Source organism: Bradyrhizobium oropedii (assembly GCF_020889685.1).
GTDB classification, from domain to species: Bacteria; Pseudomonadota; Alphaproteobacteria; order Rhizobiales; family Xanthobacteraceae; genus Bradyrhizobium; species Bradyrhizobium oropedii.
On sequence record NZ_JACMYO010000074.1, the window covers coordinates 20,877 to 36,232 of the forward strand.

Sequence of the window (15,356 nt, forward strand, 5' to 3'; positions counted from 1 at the left end):
CAACAGTGGGGTGAACAACAATTTTTGGACGGCACCCCCCAAATCGCGCCGGTCCGGAAATCCAATGTCAGCGATCGGGAACGAAGACGGTGCCGAGTGCTGCAGGCGCGGTTGAACCGCCGGTTCGCGCGCGCGACAGCAGCACCAGCACGATCACGGTTGCGAGGTAGGGCAGCGACGACATGAACTGGGACGGAATGCCGATTCCGGCGCCCTGTGCATGTAGCTGCAGGATCGTCACCGCGCCGAACAGATAGGCTCCGATCACCAGCCGACCGGGCCGCCAGGAGGCGAACACGGTCAGCGCGAGCGCGATCCATCCGCGGCCCGCGGTCATGCCCGGAATGAAGAATGGCGTGTAGGCGAGCGGCAAATAGGCGCCGGCAAGCCCTGCGCAGGCGCCGCCGAACATCACGGCGTACATCCGGATCCGCAGGACGGGATAACCCAGCGCGTGTGCCGACACGTGGTTGTCGCCGCAGGCACGCACGATGAGCCCGGCCCGCGTCCGGTACAGAAACCACCAGACCGCCGCGATCAGCGCCAGCGAGAGATAAACGAATCCATCTTCGCCGAACAGAATGCGGCCGATCAGCGGAATGTTGGTGATGAAGGGGACATAGAGATGGGGCGCCGGTGTGATCCGCTCGCCGACGAAGCCGGCGCCGATCAATCCCGACAGGCCGATGCCGAAGATAGTGAGCGCCAAGCCGGTGGCGACCTGGTTGACCGCCAGCCCGAGCGCCATTGCGGCGAACAGCAGCGACATCAGCACACCGGCGAGAATTCCACAGAGCGCGCCGACGATGATCGAACCGGTCAACCATGCGCCGCCGAAGCCGCAGGCCGCGCCGACGATCATCATTCCCTCGACGCCGAGATTGAGCACGCCGGAGCGCTCGGCCACCAGCTCGCCGGTTGCCGCCAGCAACAGCGGCGTCGATGCCGCCAGCACCGACAGGATGATCGCCTCAATGAGTTCCACGCGCCACCTGCGGAGCCGAGGAGATGATGCGGAAGCGATAGAGAATGAGGGAATCGCAGGCGAGCACGTAGAACAGCAGGACTCCCTGGAAAACCTTGGTGACGTCCAACGGGATTTTCATGGCAATCTGCGCCTGCTCGCCGCCGATGAAGGTGAGTGCGAGAAACAGCCCTGCAATTAGTATTCCAACCGGATTCAATCGTCCGAGGAATGCAACGATGATCGCGGTGAAGCCGTAGCCTGGCGAGATACCGGGCTGGAGATGGCCGACGGGCCCCGCGACCTCGATGATCCCGGCCAGCCCCGAGAGCGCCCCGGAGATTGCGAATGTCAGCAGGATCAGCTGGTTGGCATTGAATCCGCCGAACCGGGCTGCGCGCGGCGCAGCCCCCACGACGCGGATCTCGAAGCCCTTGATCGTCTTGCCGAGCAGCACGGCGCCGGCGGCGACCACGATGAGCGCGAGGATCGAGCCGAGATGCAGCCGGCCTGCCTCGATCAGCGTCGGCACCGTCGCGACCGGGTCGAACTCCGCAGTGGTCGGGAAGTTGAAGCCTTGCGGATCACGCCAGGGCCCGCGCACCAGATAGTCGAGCAGCAGGTCCGCCACATAGACCAGCATCAGCGAGGTCAGGATCTCGCTGGCGCCGAACCTGACCTTGCAGATGGCAGGGATCAGCGCATACAGCGCGCCAGCAATGGCGCCGAGCAGCAGCATGGCAGGCAGCACCCAGTGGCCGGCCTCGGTGCCCTGCGTCTTCACCGCAATCCAGCTTCCGGCGACCGCCCCCATCAGGAATTGTCCCTCGGCGCCGATGTTCCAGGCATTGGCGAGATAGCAAAGCGACAGGCCGATCGCGATCATCACCAGTGGTGTCGCCTTCACCGCGATCTCTTGCAGCGAGTAGCCATCGGCGAGCGGCGCGATGAAATAGACATAGAGCGCCAGGATCGGATTCTTGCCCATGACCGCGAACAGGATCGTCATGGTCACGATGGTGAGCCCGATCGCGATAAGGGGCGAGATCAGCGCAACGGTCCTGGACCGCTCGGCGCGTTTCTCAAGTACCAGCTGCATGCGCCTGCTCCGTTGCCTCGAGGCTGCTTCCGCCCATCAGCAGGCCGAGCTTCTCGCGGCTTGCTTCCGCGGTCGGCAGCGGCTCCGACAAACGACCGTGAAACATCACCGCAATGCGGTCCGAAATTTCGATGAGCTCGTCGAGATCCTGGCTTGTCACCAGCACGGCGGCGCCGCCGGCGGCAAGATCGAGCAGCGCCTGGCGGATCACCGCGGCCGCGCCGGCATCGACGCCCCAGGTCGGCTGGTTGACGACCAGCACGGCCGGATTGCGCAGGATCTCGCGGCCGACGATGAACTTCTGGAGGTTGCCACCGGAAAGGCTCGCGGCCTCCGGATCGCGCTTCGCCTTGCGCACGTCGAAGGTCTCGGTGGTTCGATCGACGGCGTTCAGCGTGGCGGCGGTGTTGACGAAGCCGTGCAGCACCATGTTGCCGGCGACGTGCCCGGTGAGCAGCGCATTCTCCGAAAGCCGCATGCGCGGCGCGGTTCCGTGGCCGAGCCGCTCCTCGGGGATAAAGGCTGCCCCGAGCTTGCGCCGCCGGCTGATCGAGAGATGTCCCGCGGCGATTCCCTCGATGACGACGGTGCCGGGGTCCTTGGCCAGCCGCTCGCCCGAAAGTGCCGCGAACAACTCGTCCTGTCCGTTCCCGGCGACGCCTGCAATTCCCAGGATTTCACCACCCCTGATCTCAAGCGCAATTCCCTTGAGGTGCACGCCATGGGGATCGTCGGGTTCGAGGTCGAGATCGATGATCGCGAGCCGCGGCACGGTGATCTCGCGGGTCGCCGCCGGCTTCACTTCCTTGATCTCGGTGCCGACCATCATGCGGGCGAGCGAGGCGGCGGTCTCCGCCTTGGGATTGCAGGTCGCGACCTTCTTGCCGTTGCGCAGGATGGTGGCGGTGTCGCACAGCCGCTTCACCTCTTCCAGCTTGTGGCTGATGTAGAGAATGGCGCGTCCTTCGCTCTTCAGGCGCTCCAGCACGACGAAAAGCTGGTCCGCCTCCTGCGGCGTCAGCACCGCAGTGGGCTCGTCAAGGATCAGGAATTTCGGATCCTGCATCAGCGCACGGACGATCTCGATGCGCTGGCGCTCTCCGACCGAGAGCTGCCAGACCTCGCGCTTCGGATCGAGCGGAAGCCCGTAACTGTGGGACACCCGCTCGAGCCGCGCGGAGATCTCCTTGAACGATTCCTTGCCATCAAGCCCGAGCGCGACGTTCTCTGCGACAGTGAGGTTGTCGAACAGCGAGAAGTGCTGGAACACCATGCCGATGCCGCGCGCGCGAGCCTGCGAAGGGCCGGACAAGACGATGCTTCGGCCTTCCCAGCGCAGCTCGCCTTCGCTCGGTTGAACCAGACCGTAGATGGTCTTGACGAGGGTGGATTTGCCGGCGCCGTTCTCGCCGAGCAATGCATGGATCTGCTGCGGCCGGATATCGAGATCGATCTTGTCGTTGGCGAGAAACGTACCGTACCGCTTGGTCAAGGCGACCGTTTGCAGCAGCGGTGTGGCACTTGTGTGCTGCCCGGCGGATGTCGTGTCTCGCATCCCAGGATATCGCCTGCGTCAGGAGAGGGAGCAGCAATACTGGGCCAGTTTTGGAACATGCGTAAGTAGCAAAAAACGCCACCGGTTGCTTAAGCCTTCGGCACGCTTGAGCTTTCCGTAGTTGCACGGGGCCGCCCGAGCTGCGCCGCAGGACAGCGCATCACCCGGCACAGCGGCAAGGAGTGTTGCAAGATTGTAACTGTCGAGCCAATTCGAAATGGCGGTAGGCAGCGATGACGCAAAGTTGAGCAGGATCGCCGGAGCGCGCTGCGGTGACGTGTTGGCGCGCCAACGGCGAATTTCGCATTGCGCCCAAATGTCTCAGATCGCTAGCAATGACGGGCATAATTTGAAAAATCCAAAATCTGTCGATGCCGATTTTCCGGCGGCCGAGCTTTGCGAAAACCAGCCAAGCCGGACCGACCTTGCAGAGCCTGCTGATCAAACACGCGTCACGAGGTGGAAAAAGTTCAGGCTTCCCGTTCTGCAGGAAGCGGCGTCACGTTCCAGTGTCAGCACGAATTCCGTTTGCTTCACTCTGGGGGTCTTTCGCGATGTTCAATATCCGCCGCACATTATCAGCCGCCGTGCTATCGCTGGGATTGATACCGGCCGCCAATCTTGCAAGCGCTGCCGATCTTCCGGTCAAGGCGCCCAAGCCGGCGGCCGACCTGCCATTCTTTCTGGTCATCGATGATCGCGTGACCTATTCCTACATCTTTTCCGGCACCGATCCCGGCGTCTTTTCAGTCCGTCCGGACGGCAGTATCAACGGAAAGACCGCAAAGCAGGTCTACTCGTTCACGCATTTCGACATCTGGGCCTACGGCCAGAACTTCTTCACGATCTCGATGTACAAATCGGATCACAACGACCCCGCCTCGCCATGCTCGAATGTCGGCGTGACCATCACCGGAGCTCCGGCAACCTGCGCCGGCGCCACCGAGATTTATGGCCTGTTCCGTTCCACCTTCGGCTGGAATCAGATCTTCAACACGAAGGCGTTCAGCATGGGGCCGCTGAACAACATCTCGTTCGAAGTCGGCATGGACGCCAACACGGAGAACAACTTCCTCGCGCCGGCCAAGCGCGACGTCGTCGCCGGTCTCCAGTTCGAGTTCAACCTTCCCTACAAGGGCTACATCAACGTGTCGCCGTTGATGTACTACGAGTTCGCCAATCACAACGCGTTCGATCAGTGCGGTCTGTTTGGCCCCGGCGTGCCCGGCGTGACCTGCCTCACCGACGGCAATACCAAGTTCAAGCCGACCTGGGCCGTCGAAGTGAACTACTACATGGATCTCGGCTTCCTGCCTGAGAACATGCAGTATTTCTCGATCAGCGGCCGCGCCGGCTGGTACGGCAAGAAGGGCACCGAGAACGAGCCGATGGCGTTCAATCCGGTCACCAACGTCAACACGGCCGTCGAGCTCAACTCCGAGCCGATCCGTCTGACCTTCGACGCGAGCAAGGCGTTCTGGGGCCCGAAGTATTCGCACTTCGTGGACGTCTGGGTGGCCTATCGCTACTGGCAGAACAAGTTCGGCCTCGACCACGCCAAGAGCACCGTCTGTAACGTCGCCCCGGGCGTCAGCAACAATTCCTGCACCGAGGAATCGCTCTATTCCGGTATCTCGGTGAAGTTCTGATCCACCCAGGCCGTTCCAATGGGTGGTCCTGATGGCGCCGCGATGACCCCGCGGCGCCATTTCTCCTGCCGAGCGACAGGACGGCCCTTCAAAGACTCAACCTGTTTGCCAAACGCCTTGATGCAGGGCTGCGGCCTCCGCCTCGAGTTGCGGTCCGACGACCTCGGTCGAACGTTGTCCGCTGCGAAAAACCTCACGGCAAGGCAGGTCGAGAGTTGGATTCTCGGCGTGATCGCCGGTGAGTTCGCGCAGGGCATGCTCGCTGAGCCCGTAGACGACGCGGCCGATGCCTGCCCAATAGATCGCTCCTGCACACATGGCGCATGGCTCGGCGGAGGAGTAAAGCGTCGCCCCCTTCCGCACGTCGGCGGGAAGCGTCAAACAGGCCTGCGTCGCCAGCAGCCGCTCGGCATGCGCCGTGCCGTCGCGCGAAGGCATGAAGCCGTTTTCGGCTTCCAGCAGGATGCGACGGTCGCGGCCGACCAGGACGGCACCAAAGGGATGGTTGCCGTGGGCGAGCGCGCGGCGCGCCACGTCGAATGATTGGCGCAGAAAGTGCGTGTCGACGTCCTCCTGGCTCAGTGCTGAAATGTCGATCATAGAGGATGCCACCATTTCAAAGGACTGCGCTTACGGGATTTCGGCCTGCGCCTGCCGATCCGATCGTGCCCTGCTGCCAAGCGTCCGAGAGTTAATGACGCTCGTCAAGCAGTATTCGTGGCACGGATCGCGCCCATGAAGCGGTTGAGACTCTGCCCGCGTGCCCGACAGGTGCTGCCGAGACAGGAGTTCGCTCGAGCTGTGAGAATGACCGTTCGCATCGATCGCGCAGTCACATGAGCAGGGCCAAAATGAAACAGCCGATTGGTTCTCGTCGTTCGGATTCTCTATCGAAACGCAGGAGCGGCAGGCGAAACCCATTTCCGGCTGTAGCTCAAACGGTGGGTTTTGATCTGAGAGGATCAAAAATGCCTTATCTTGCATGGGGGATTGACTGACACTCTCTCCGCCATTTCTACGATTTTGCGCGCCGAGCTACGATTTCGTGCGAGTTCGCTCGCTTCGATTCGTTAGTTTTGCCGAAATGCGCCAATGGCGAAGGCAACAACAGAATTCTCCGCTAAACTGCGAGCGGCTCATCAAGCAGTTCGAGAAGATTTCGCATGGCGTTTCACCAGATCATTCGAGACTGTGTCGATGATCTCACCGGATAGTGCGGGATCTGGTACCACGCGGGAGAGGACAACCGATCCGATCATCTCGGCGAGCGCCGAGATCGCCGCGCTCCGCTTCGCTTTTGCAGTACCTCCTGGCACGAGCTTGGTGAGAAGTCCGATATAATTGCTGACGATGCTGCCGAAGCACTCCCGCAGCGCCGGATTGTCGTGACGTGCCGCGTCGGCGGCCATTGCTGCAAGGCCGCACCCTTGCCCCGGATCATCGCGGTGGTAGTCCGACACATAATGACGCACGAGGGTCTCCAGTGGATCATCGCTCGCTGCAATACGGCCCGCGATATCCTCGCTCATATCCGTGTAGGCCCGCTTGACCGCCTGAACGATGAGATCGTCCTTTGACTTGAACTGCCGGTAGAAGCCTCCGGGAGTGAGCCCCGCCGCCTTCATCAAGTCGACAAGCCCGATACCGTCGATCCCACGTTCCCGGAACAGCCTTGCGGCGGTTGCGATCACACGCTCGCGATTCTGCTCGACCGTTTCCTTGCTGACCTTCACGTGCGCATTCCTTCCAATGACGACGGCCAGCACCTAACGCCGGCGCGATCCCTTTCCAACGGGGCGTCCAAAAACCCCCTTGACAATGATTATATACATAATCATAACTCCATTATGATTACGACCATAATCATTAATCGGCGCTGACAAGGGAGATCGAGATGGCTAAGGCACAATCGCGCGCAGCGGGCGAAAAGGTCGCCCTGATCACAGGCGCTTCCGGGGGCATCGGGCTTGCGGCCGGAGTCGCTCTGATCCGCGCGGGATATCGGGTTTTCGGCACAAGCCGCCATGCCGCGCCCGGTGAGGTGCGACAGGGCATTCATATGCTCCGCTGCGACGTCACCGATGACGAGTCCGTCAAGCAGCTGATCAAGGACGTCGTCGGGCTGGCAGGTCGGATCGACGTGCTCGTGAACAATGCGGGCCGCAGCCTGATCGGCGGCGCCGAGGAATCATCGATCGCTCAGGCCCAAGGCCTATTCGACATCAACGTGTTCGGCATCCTTCGCACGACCGGCGAAGTGCTGCCCATCATGCGCCGGCAGGGCCAGGGCCGGATCATCAACATCAGTTCGGTGGCCGGCTTCCTGCCCGGACCCTATACGGCGCTCTACAACGCCACTAAGCACGCCGTCGAAGGCTATTCCGAATCGCTCGACCACGAACTGCGGACGTTTGGAATCCGCGTCTCGCTGGTCGAGCCGGTCTTCACCCGCACCGCGCTGGAAGAGAATGGCGACAAGCCCGATCGGATCCTGAGCGTCTACGACAAGGGACGCGCGGCCATGAACGCGACCTGGCGCAACGGCATCGCGGTCGGCGATCCGGTCGAAGCCGTGGCGGACAAGGTGGTGCAGGCCGCCACCGAGAAGCAGCCGAGCATTCGCTACACCCCTGGAAAGATGGCGGGCCGTCTCCGCCTGATGCGGCGTTTCGTTCCCGAAAAGACCTTCGAGAAAAGCTTTCGCAAGCAAATGGGCGTGGCCGATTGATCTCTCAAATCGGGAGGTCGCCAAGCAGGCTGACACATCTCTTTCACCGAGGAGCGACCCATGAAGTACTATTTGTGCAAGTACATCCCGCCGCGCGCCGATTTTCTCGCAACCATGACCGCCGACGAGAAGGCATGGATGAAGCAGCACGGCGCGTTCCTGGACGGCCTGCTTGAAAAAGGGCAGATCGTCGCGCACGGCCCCGTCATGGACCCGAACGGCGGTTATGGCGTGTCGCTCTACCAGATCGCCGATGATCTCGACATCAAGGCGATCACCTCGGAAGACCCGATCGTGAAGGACGGCGCCGGTCATTACGAGCACCATCCCATGCTTCATTTGAAGACGCGTGGCTGACAGCACCGCTTCGACGATCTTTTGGCACCCCTCATCGAGAGAACATCCATGACCACAGCACTCATCACCGGCGCCTCGAGCGGTATCGGTGCAGTTTACGCACGCCGCCTCGCGGCACGCGGCCATGACCTCGTCCTCGTCGCTCGCGCGACCGACCGGCTCAACGCCCTTGCGGCCGAACTGCGCAATGCGCAGGGCATTGCGGTCGAAGTCATCACGGCCGACCTGGTCGATGGCTCCCAACTCGAGCCGGTTCTCCGGCGCCTCCGCTCTGATCCGCCCATCGACATCCTCGTCAACAATGCAGGTGCGGCGTTGATCGGGGATTTCGCAACCGCCGATCCGATCAAGATGGACGACCTGCTACGGCTGAACGTGGTCGCGCCGACGTTGCTTGCGTCCGCCGTCGTCGGCCGGATGGTTGAACGCGGCAACGGCGCGATCATCAACATCGCGTCGGTGCTGGCTCTGCTCCCCGAATATTCCCGCGGCATCTACGCCGCCACCAAGTCCTACCTGATGACGCTGTCGCAAGGCCTTGCTGCCGAACTCACGTCGAAGGGCGTCTATGTGCAGGCCGTGCTGCCGGCGGCCACGCGTACCGAAATCTACGAACGCGCGGGTGGCGACACCAGCAAGGTGCCCAATGTCATGGAGGTCGAAGATCTCGTGGATGCGGCCCTGGTCGGCTTCGATCATCGGGAATTGGTGACGATCCCGCCAGTGCCCGATGTCGCCGCATGGGAAGCCTTCGAGAAGGCGCGCGGCGTTTTGGCGGCAGGCTTCAGCAATTCCAGGCCGGCTGCGCGTTACCGGGCCTGACGACGGGATTTGCCTGCCTGTCCTGCCAACCCCTTCACCTGACGGAGACCGATATGGGTCACGAGACCTCAACCCTTCGCACCAACGCGCCGCATTCGGCGGCGCAAGCCGGCCTGCAAGAGTGGCACCGCATCGTGTTGACGCGGGATTGGGAGCAACTCCTGGCTTTGCTGGTCGAAGACGTGACCTATCACAATCCGGCACAGTTCGAGCCGTACAGGGGCAAGGACGCACTGGTTGGCGTTCTCCGGCTGGTGTTCGGCATCTTCGCGGATTTTGAGTATCACCGGATCTTCAGCCGCGAAGACGGCTATGCCCTCGAATTCAGCGCCCGCGTTGGAGACGATCGGTTGTTCGGCGTGGACCTGGTCAACTTCAACGAGGCCGGCAAGATGACCGATCTCGTCGTCATGTTGCGCCCGGCCGCCGTGGTCGCAAGGCTGGGCGAAGAAGCCGCTCGCCGCATGGCGGCAGCGAAATCGCAGATTTGAAACCAAACCAGGAGATCAGCACATGACCAAACTAGCAGTCGTCGCCACGATCAAGACCGTCGCCGGCAAGCGAGCCGAGTATGTGAAGCACCTGAAAGCTCACGCGCTTCGTTGTCGGGCGAGCGAGCCCGGCACTCTGGTTTTCGAGATCCTCTTGCCGAAAGAGGAGGCCGACACGGTCATGCTGTACGAAGTTTATGCTTCGAGCGAGGCCTTCGATGCTCATCTGACCGGTGCTTCGATTGAGCAGATGAAGAGCGACTCGGCCGGCCTGCAAGTGAGCCTTAGCGGCGTGCGGTGCGATTTAGCCGAATGAGCGGCTGCAATCGACGTCCAAGCACGCGCCGATCGGTATCGGGACCACGCAGATTAACAAGGCAGGACAACTCAGCGCTCGCCCGACGGTCGTCGTTTTGCCGAATGTGCGCACACCGATCGGCAAGCCATTGACCGTTTGCGAGCCGACGTCCGTCGGCGGCTACAGTGTAGCGCGCCGCGGAGCCGCCGATTTTTCGGCGAGGGAACCGGCTCTTGGGCGGGACGTTCGGCTTTCGGACTCCCAACGAAGCATGGAAACGATAATTTCGCCGTAGCTCAACTGGTAGGTTTTGGTCGAGGAAAGCCGAAAATGCCTTATCTTCCAATAGGAGTTGACTGACACTCTCTCCGCCACCCGACGCCTTCAGGCCAACACGGTCGAGATGTCGATCGCTCTTGCGATGAACGCAGGGGGGCGCGGACGCCTGTTGGCCTTGCCCACGCGGTAGCTGCGCACGCGATCGCCCTGTGGATGTCGGGGTACCGCTTATCAGCGTCTCACGGCAAAACAATATCGGCACCCCTTTGCCGGGGGCGCCTATATGCAGGCCTAACTCCTCGGCTTGCCCGGCTACTGCCGCGCAAGCCGCTCGCTGTCTTGCGCCGCTGGAGCCACTGCTCCCTGCGGCCTCATTTTTCCTTCAGAGGCTCGACACCCTCGTCGCGAACCGCCTGGAGGCTGTGCGGGTTGAGGTCGAGCGCACGGAGGATGGTCGGCGCGATCTGGGTGGTGAAGCTCGTGTCCTCGACGACCCTCGGATGCTTGATGCGGGGCGAAGAGAGCAGCAGCAGCACGTTCCGATCGTCGTTGGAGAAGCCGCCATGCTCGGCGAGCTTGCTGCCGCCGGTGCAGATCACGCCATGATCGGTGAGCGCGATGAAGTCCGGCACCCGGCTGTTGTGGAACGGATCTTCGTAGAGCTTGGTCAGTTCGTCGCGGTCGAGCAGCTTCTGGATATGCAGGTCGGCGGCGTGGGCCAGGATGTAGGCCTTGGCGTCGGCATAATAGGGATTGCCGGTCGCCGGGTTGGTCGCCTGCTGCAGCTCCGGCGACAACCAGACCAGCGCCGCGTCGTCGCAGATCTCGAAGCCGTTGGTGCCGAAACCGGGCGTGTTGCTGTACAGCGCATCGGAGATCGCCACGCGGTCCTTGACGTCGATCGGCGACTGGCCGTGCTTGGCGCTGACGATGATAAGCGTCGAATCGTAGAGGTTCTGCGCCTTGAGCTCGTTGACGAACTTGCCGAGCGCGTCGTCCACGAACTGGAATTGCAGCGTGAGCGCGTTGCCGGGCGTCGCCTTGCCGTCGGCATAGCCGCCGACCAGCGACTTGTCGGTATCGGCGTTGCCGGCCTTTGCAAGCTTCTGGCCGACGCTGACCGCCTGGAAGTTCATGCCGAAGATCGCGGGGACGCCTTGATGTTGAGTTCGCGTGCCATTGTAGCCGTCGATCCAGTTCAACACCGCCTGCACCTTCAGCGAGTCGTAGGAACGGACGCCGACAAAGCTCTTGGTGTAGTCGTCGCCGGGCTTGGCGCCCTTGTCGATCGTGTCCTGCGAATTGATCTCCGGCGTGAAGAGTTCGTCGAGACCCTTGCCCGACGGGCCCGCCAGGTCCTCATAGGCAGGATGCTTGTCCGACCAGGCCGTCCGCATTCCGGCCTCCTTGATGACCTCGAAGATCGTGTTGGTGCGCACGTAGTCGTGCGGATAAACCGACACGCACTTCCCGTTCACCAGCTTGCGCTGCATGTGATCCGGATCGAGTTGCGTGTAGACCTGACCGAGCGTGCCGCCGGCGGTGTAATCGGCGACCAGTCCGCTGGAGTAGTCGTAGGTCTTGTCGAGCGCTTCGAAGTTGGTGATCTCGGTTCCTGCCGGGCTCACGCAGCCGGGATCGGGAAGATTCTGGCTGGTATAGAAGGCCTTGGCGGGATACTCGGTGCGATCATAGCTGTCGTCATAGAACAGGCCGCCGCCCTTCGGCGTGGCACCCGTGACCTGCGCGAGCATGCCGGGAAAGCTGTCGGACGGCGCCGTGGTGTAGGCGTTCGGATAGACGACGCCCTTGCCGGTGAGCTGGGCGAAGTTGCCGCCGGGGCGGCTTTCGACCCAACGCTTCAAATCAACGGCGTGCATACCGTCGACGCTGATCAGCAGGACATGCTTGTAGCCATGCCGCTGCGAATGATCGTTGTCATCATCCGCATGCGCGACGGCGACGCCGCAAGCGAGCATGGCCGCCGCGATCGCGGCAGTCGACATGCAATAGTTATGAAAACCACTCATGAGTTCGCCCCTGTCTATTTTCGGTAAGTTTGGAATCGCCAGCGCTGCGCGACAACTTGTCGCGGTCAATTGACGGTGGGATGACGTTTTCTTGCGAGTTCGATGACCGCGGTCGGGGCTGACCGGCATCCGATGATCGCTGGATTTGCCCAGCAGGGCGACGTGCTGACCCGGTGACGCAGCGCAACGGCAGGGTTTTGCCGTTCGGCCGCCAAGCTTGCGGCCGCCTGCTACTTTGCATGGGGTTGTTTTCGATATTCTTGTTGAGAGCCGCGGCTTCCCCGGCGGACGCGAGTCACTCGGATCGAGCGACTTCTTGCAAATGCCGTTCGATCACGGCGTCGATCTCGTTGGGATGATCGATCTGGGGCAAGTGCCCGGCATCGGCAATGATCTCCAGCCGGCAATTGAGCAGCGCCGCGAGTTCGGTCATCGGCTGTACCAGCAGCTGGTCGTATGCGCCCACGATCATCGTCAGCGGCACTTGCAGCCGCATCACGCCCTCGAGATAGGCGAGGGACTGGATGGCGCGGGCGCAGCCGATGAAGCCTTCGGGATCGGTCTCGTTGATGCAATCGAGCAGTGCGGTGGCGATCTCCGGGTGCGCCTCGAGAAAGGGGCGTCCGAGCCAACGCTCCGCGGTCGGCGACCGCCCCGAGGAGGCCGTCGCAAATCCGTGAAAACACCCCCTTCCGTTAACCTTTGATTAACCATGCGGTCCGATTGTTAACCATTCGACAAGTCAACCGAGTCAGGGGCGATGGACGCAACTCAACAGGTCGCACGTCAGCAGGTCCGCATGCGCGGCCGCTCCTATGTTGCGTTCGTTTTCTCGCCGGTCGTGCCGGTCGTGTCCTGGCTCGCCGAGATCGACGCGACGCTGGGGAAGTCGCCGGGCTTCTTCACCGGCAAGCCTGTAGTGCTCGACCTCGCAGCGGTCGATCTCAGCCAGGCCGCGATCGCGCATCTGGTCGGCAGCCTCGCTGAACGCAATATTCGTATCCTCGGCATCGAGGGGGTCGACGAATCCAGGCTCGGCGCCAACATGCCGCCGCTTCTGACCGGCGGCCGCGCCTGCGCGATCACCCATGTCGAGCCGCAGAAGCCGCAGCCGCAGGAAAAAAACAAAGACAAGGACAAGACCAAGCTGCCGTCGCTGCTGCTGGAGAGCCCGGTTCGCTCCGGCCAGTCGATCGTGTTCGCCGAGGGCGACGTCACCGTGCTCGGCTCGGTCGGCTCCGGCGCCGAGATCGTCGCCGGCGGGTCGATCCATGTCTACGGCACGCTGCGCGGACGCGCGATGGCCGGCATCAATGGCAATTCCGCGGCCCGGATCTTCTGCCAGAAGATCGAGGCCGAATTGCTCGCCATCGACGGCTACTACCAGACCGCAGATGATATCGGCGACAGCCTGCGCAACCGGCCCGCCCAGGCGTGGCTCGAGGGCGAAATGCTGCGCATCACACCATTGAACTGACCGACTGACTACAAGGAGAGAGAGAATGGCCAAGGTTTTGGTCGTGACGTCTGGGAAGGGCGGGGTCGGCAAGACGACCTCAACTGCCGCGCTTGGCGCGGCACTTGCGCAAATGGGCCAGAGCGTCGTCGTCATCGATTTCGACGTCGGCCTGCGTAACCTCGACCTCGTGATGGGCGCCGAACGGCGCGTGGTGTTCGACCTCATCAATGTGGTGCAGGGCGTCGCCAAGCTGCCGCAGGCCTTGATCCGCGACAAGCGGTTGGAAAACCTCTGGCTGCTGCCGGCGTCGCAGACCCGCGACAAGGACGCGCTGACCGAAGAGGGCGTCGAGCGTGTGATCGCCGACCTCAAGACCAAGTTCGACTGGATCCTGTGCGACAGCCCGGCCGGCATCGAACGTGGCGCCACGCTCGCGATGCGCTATGCCGACGAGGCCATCATCGTCACCAACCCGGAAGTGTCGTCGGTACGCGATTCCGACCGCATCATCGGCATGCTGGACTCCAAGACCGCCCGCGCCGAGCGCGGCGAGCGGGTCGAGAAGCACCTTCTGGTCACCCGATATGATGCCGGCCGCGCCGCGCGCGGCGAGATGCTGTCGATCGACGACATCCTGGAAATCCTCGCCACGCCGCTGCTCGGCATCGTCCCGGAAAGCCAGGACGTGCTGCGCGCCTCCAATGTCGGCTGCCCGGTCACGCTGAACGCTGCAAGCAGCGCGCCGGCGCGGGCCTATACCGACGCGGTGCGGCGCCTGATGGGCGAAGCGGTCGAGATGACCGTGCCGGTCGAGCGCAAGGGGCTGATGGATCGGCTGCTGCGACGGAGGGCGGCATGATGAACGTAATGCGGCTGTTCGGCGGCCGCGCCGCATCGGCGCCCGTCGCGCGGGAGCGGTTGCAGATCCTGCTTTCGCATGAGCGCGGCCGGACCGGCGCGCCCGACCTGCTGGAGATGCTCCGCTCGGAAATCCTGAGCGTGGTCTCCAAGCATATCGACGTCGATCCCGACAAGGTCGTGGTCCGGATGGACCGGGGCAAGTTCGTCTCGATGCTCGAGGTCGACATCGAAGTTCCCAATGGCGTGCAGCGATCAAAGATGGTGGCGGCCACATGACAGCAGACAGCGACAGTCACATCGCCTGGCAGCGCGCGCAGCTGAAGAAGCTGCGTGCGGCGTTGAAGGCGGTCGAGGTCGATCAGCTCGGCAACGCCAATTGCGGCCGCGCGACGCAGATGACGATCGACGAATTGCAGCGCAAGATCGGCGAGTCAGGCCGCTGCATCGCCGAATACGAGCGCCGCACCCGTCGCCCGCTGGCAACCGATCTCGGCAGCCTCGCCAGGGTCAGCTGGACGCATTGGAACGCCAACATGCCGATGGCCAAGGCACCGCGCCATCGCGCGTGAGCTGATAATTCAGCCCGTCGTCATTGCGAGCCAACGGGTCGCGCGAACGCGCGCCCGATGACAGGCTCCGCGAAGCAATCCATCTCTCCGCATATGCGGATCGATGGATTGCTTCGTCGCTTCAGCGCAAAATTGCTTCGCAATTTTGTCGCGAGCTCCTCGCAATGATGGGGTGGACGGCCCCCGACGGCATCG

17 protein-coding genes are annotated in these 15,356 nt (G+C 62.6%); 10 read left to right on the top strand and 7 right to left on the bottom strand.

Features of this window, described 5'->3' with window-relative positions:
* Positions 1–67: 67 nt before the first annotated feature.
* The 3 genes from H8A95_RS21230 to H8A95_RS21240 are packed head-to-tail and all read right to left on the bottom strand — an operon-like array spanning position 68 to position 3,618.
* Positions 68–985 carry an ABC transporter permease gene (locus H8A95_RS21230; protein WP_229184855.1) on the bottom strand — a complete coding sequence of 306 codons (918 nt, stop codon included), beginning with the start codon at positions 983–985 and terminating at the stop codon, positions 68–70.
* Positions 972–2,063, bottom strand: coding sequence for an ABC transporter permease (locus tag H8A95_RS21235; protein WP_229184856.1), 1,092 nt, complete (start codon positions 2,061–2,063; stop codon positions 972–974). The genes H8A95_RS21230 and H8A95_RS21235 overlap by 14 nt, the downstream gene beginning before the upstream one ends.
* Positions 2,047–3,618: an ABC transporter ATP-binding protein gene (locus H8A95_RS21240; protein WP_229184857.1), complete on the bottom strand. Its 1,572-nt coding sequence runs from the start codon at positions 3,616–3,618 to the stop codon at positions 2,047–2,049. Before H8A95_RS21240 ends, H8A95_RS21235 begins: the two co-directional genes overlap by 17 nt.
* 554 nt (positions 3,619–4,172) lie before the next feature.
* Between H8A95_RS21240 and H8A95_RS21245 the strand changes: the two genes are divergently transcribed.
* The gene (locus tag H8A95_RS21245) at positions 4,173–5,267 is read left to right on the top strand and encodes a hypothetical protein (RefSeq protein WP_229184858.1); all 1,095 of its coding nucleotides are present in this window, start codon (positions 4,173–4,175) and stop codon (positions 5,265–5,267) included.
* A gap of 96 nt (positions 5,268–5,363) precedes the next feature.
* On the opposite strand, the gene H8A95_RS21250 is transcribed toward H8A95_RS21245, so the two are convergent.
* Positions 5,364–5,867, bottom strand: coding sequence for a nucleoside deaminase (locus H8A95_RS21250; protein WP_229184859.1), 504 nt, complete (start codon positions 5,865–5,867; stop codon positions 5,364–5,366).
* A 539-nt stretch (positions 5,868–6,406) separates the two neighbouring features.
* The gene (locus tag H8A95_RS21255) at positions 6,407–7,000 is read right to left on the bottom strand and encodes a TetR/AcrR family transcriptional regulator (RefSeq protein WP_229184860.1); all 594 of its coding nucleotides are present in this window, start codon (positions 6,998–7,000) and stop codon (positions 6,407–6,409) included.
* 161 nt (positions 7,001–7,161) lie between these two features.
* On the opposite strand from H8A95_RS21255, the gene H8A95_RS21260 reads away from it, so the two are divergent.
* The 5 genes from H8A95_RS21260 to H8A95_RS21280 are packed head-to-tail and all read left to right on the top strand — an operon-like array spanning position 7,162 to position 9,981.
* Positions 7,162–7,995 (top strand): oxidoreductase, encoded by an 834-nt coding sequence (locus tag H8A95_RS21260; RefSeq protein WP_229184861.1) that lies wholly within the window; start codon positions 7,162–7,164, stop codon positions 7,993–7,995.
* A 60-nt stretch (positions 7,996–8,055) separates the two neighbouring features.
* Entirely contained in the window at positions 8,056–8,352 is a 297-nt protein-coding gene (locus tag H8A95_RS21265) for a YciI family protein (protein ID WP_229184862.1), read from the top strand.
* Positions 8,353–8,400: 48 nt separating this feature from the next.
* Complete coding sequence (locus tag H8A95_RS21270; RefSeq protein ID WP_229184863.1) at positions 8,401–9,174, top strand: SDR family NAD(P)-dependent oxidoreductase; 774 nt, start codon at positions 8,401–8,403, stop codon at positions 9,172–9,174.
* 53 nt (positions 9,175–9,227) lie between these two features.
* Positions 9,228–9,665, top strand: coding sequence for a nuclear transport factor 2 family protein (locus H8A95_RS21275; RefSeq protein ID WP_229184864.1), 438 nt, complete (start codon positions 9,228–9,230; stop codon positions 9,663–9,665).
* 22 nt (positions 9,666–9,687) lie between these two features.
* Positions 9,688–9,981, top strand: coding sequence for a putative quinol monooxygenase (locus H8A95_RS21280; protein WP_229184865.1), 294 nt, complete (start codon positions 9,688–9,690; stop codon positions 9,979–9,981).
* A 632-nt stretch (positions 9,982–10,613) separates the two neighbouring features.
* On the opposite strand, the gene H8A95_RS21285 is transcribed toward H8A95_RS21280, so the two are convergent.
* Positions 10,614–12,272 carry an alkaline phosphatase family protein gene (locus H8A95_RS21285; protein WP_229184866.1) on the bottom strand — a complete coding sequence of 553 codons (1,659 nt, stop codon included), beginning with the start codon at positions 12,270–12,272 and terminating at the stop codon, positions 10,614–10,616.
* A gap of 295 nt (positions 12,273–12,567) precedes the next feature.
* The gene (locus H8A95_RS21290) at positions 12,568–12,768 is read right to left on the bottom strand and encodes an alpha/beta fold hydrolase (RefSeq protein WP_229184867.1); all 201 of its coding nucleotides are present in this window, start codon (positions 12,766–12,768) and stop codon (positions 12,568–12,570) included.
* 264 nt (positions 12,769–13,032) lie between these two features.
* On the opposite strand from H8A95_RS21290, the gene minC reads away from it, so the two are divergent.
* From minC to H8A95_RS21310, 4 genes are read left to right on the top strand one after another with little or no spacing between them, the layout of a single operon-like run.
* Positions 13,033–13,749: a septum site-determining protein MinC gene (gene minC, locus H8A95_RS21295; protein WP_229184868.1), complete on the top strand. Its 717-nt coding sequence runs from the start codon at positions 13,033–13,035 to the stop codon at positions 13,747–13,749.
* 25 nt (positions 13,750–13,774) lie between these two features.
* The gene (gene minD, locus H8A95_RS21300) at positions 13,775–14,590 is read left to right on the top strand and encodes a septum site-determining protein MinD (RefSeq protein ID WP_229184869.1); all 816 of its coding nucleotides are present in this window, start codon (positions 13,775–13,777) and stop codon (positions 14,588–14,590) included.
* Complete coding sequence (gene minE, locus H8A95_RS21305; protein WP_229184872.1) at positions 14,590–14,868, top strand: cell division topological specificity factor MinE; 279 nt, start codon at positions 14,590–14,592, stop codon at positions 14,866–14,868. The genes minD and minE overlap by 1 nt, the downstream gene beginning before the upstream one ends.
* Positions 14,865–15,161 (top strand): hypothetical protein, encoded by a 297-nt coding sequence (locus H8A95_RS21310; RefSeq protein WP_229184870.1) that lies wholly within the window; start codon positions 14,865–14,867, stop codon positions 15,159–15,161. Before minE ends, H8A95_RS21310 begins: the two co-directional genes overlap by 4 nt.
* Positions 15,162–15,356 lie beyond the last annotated feature (195 nt).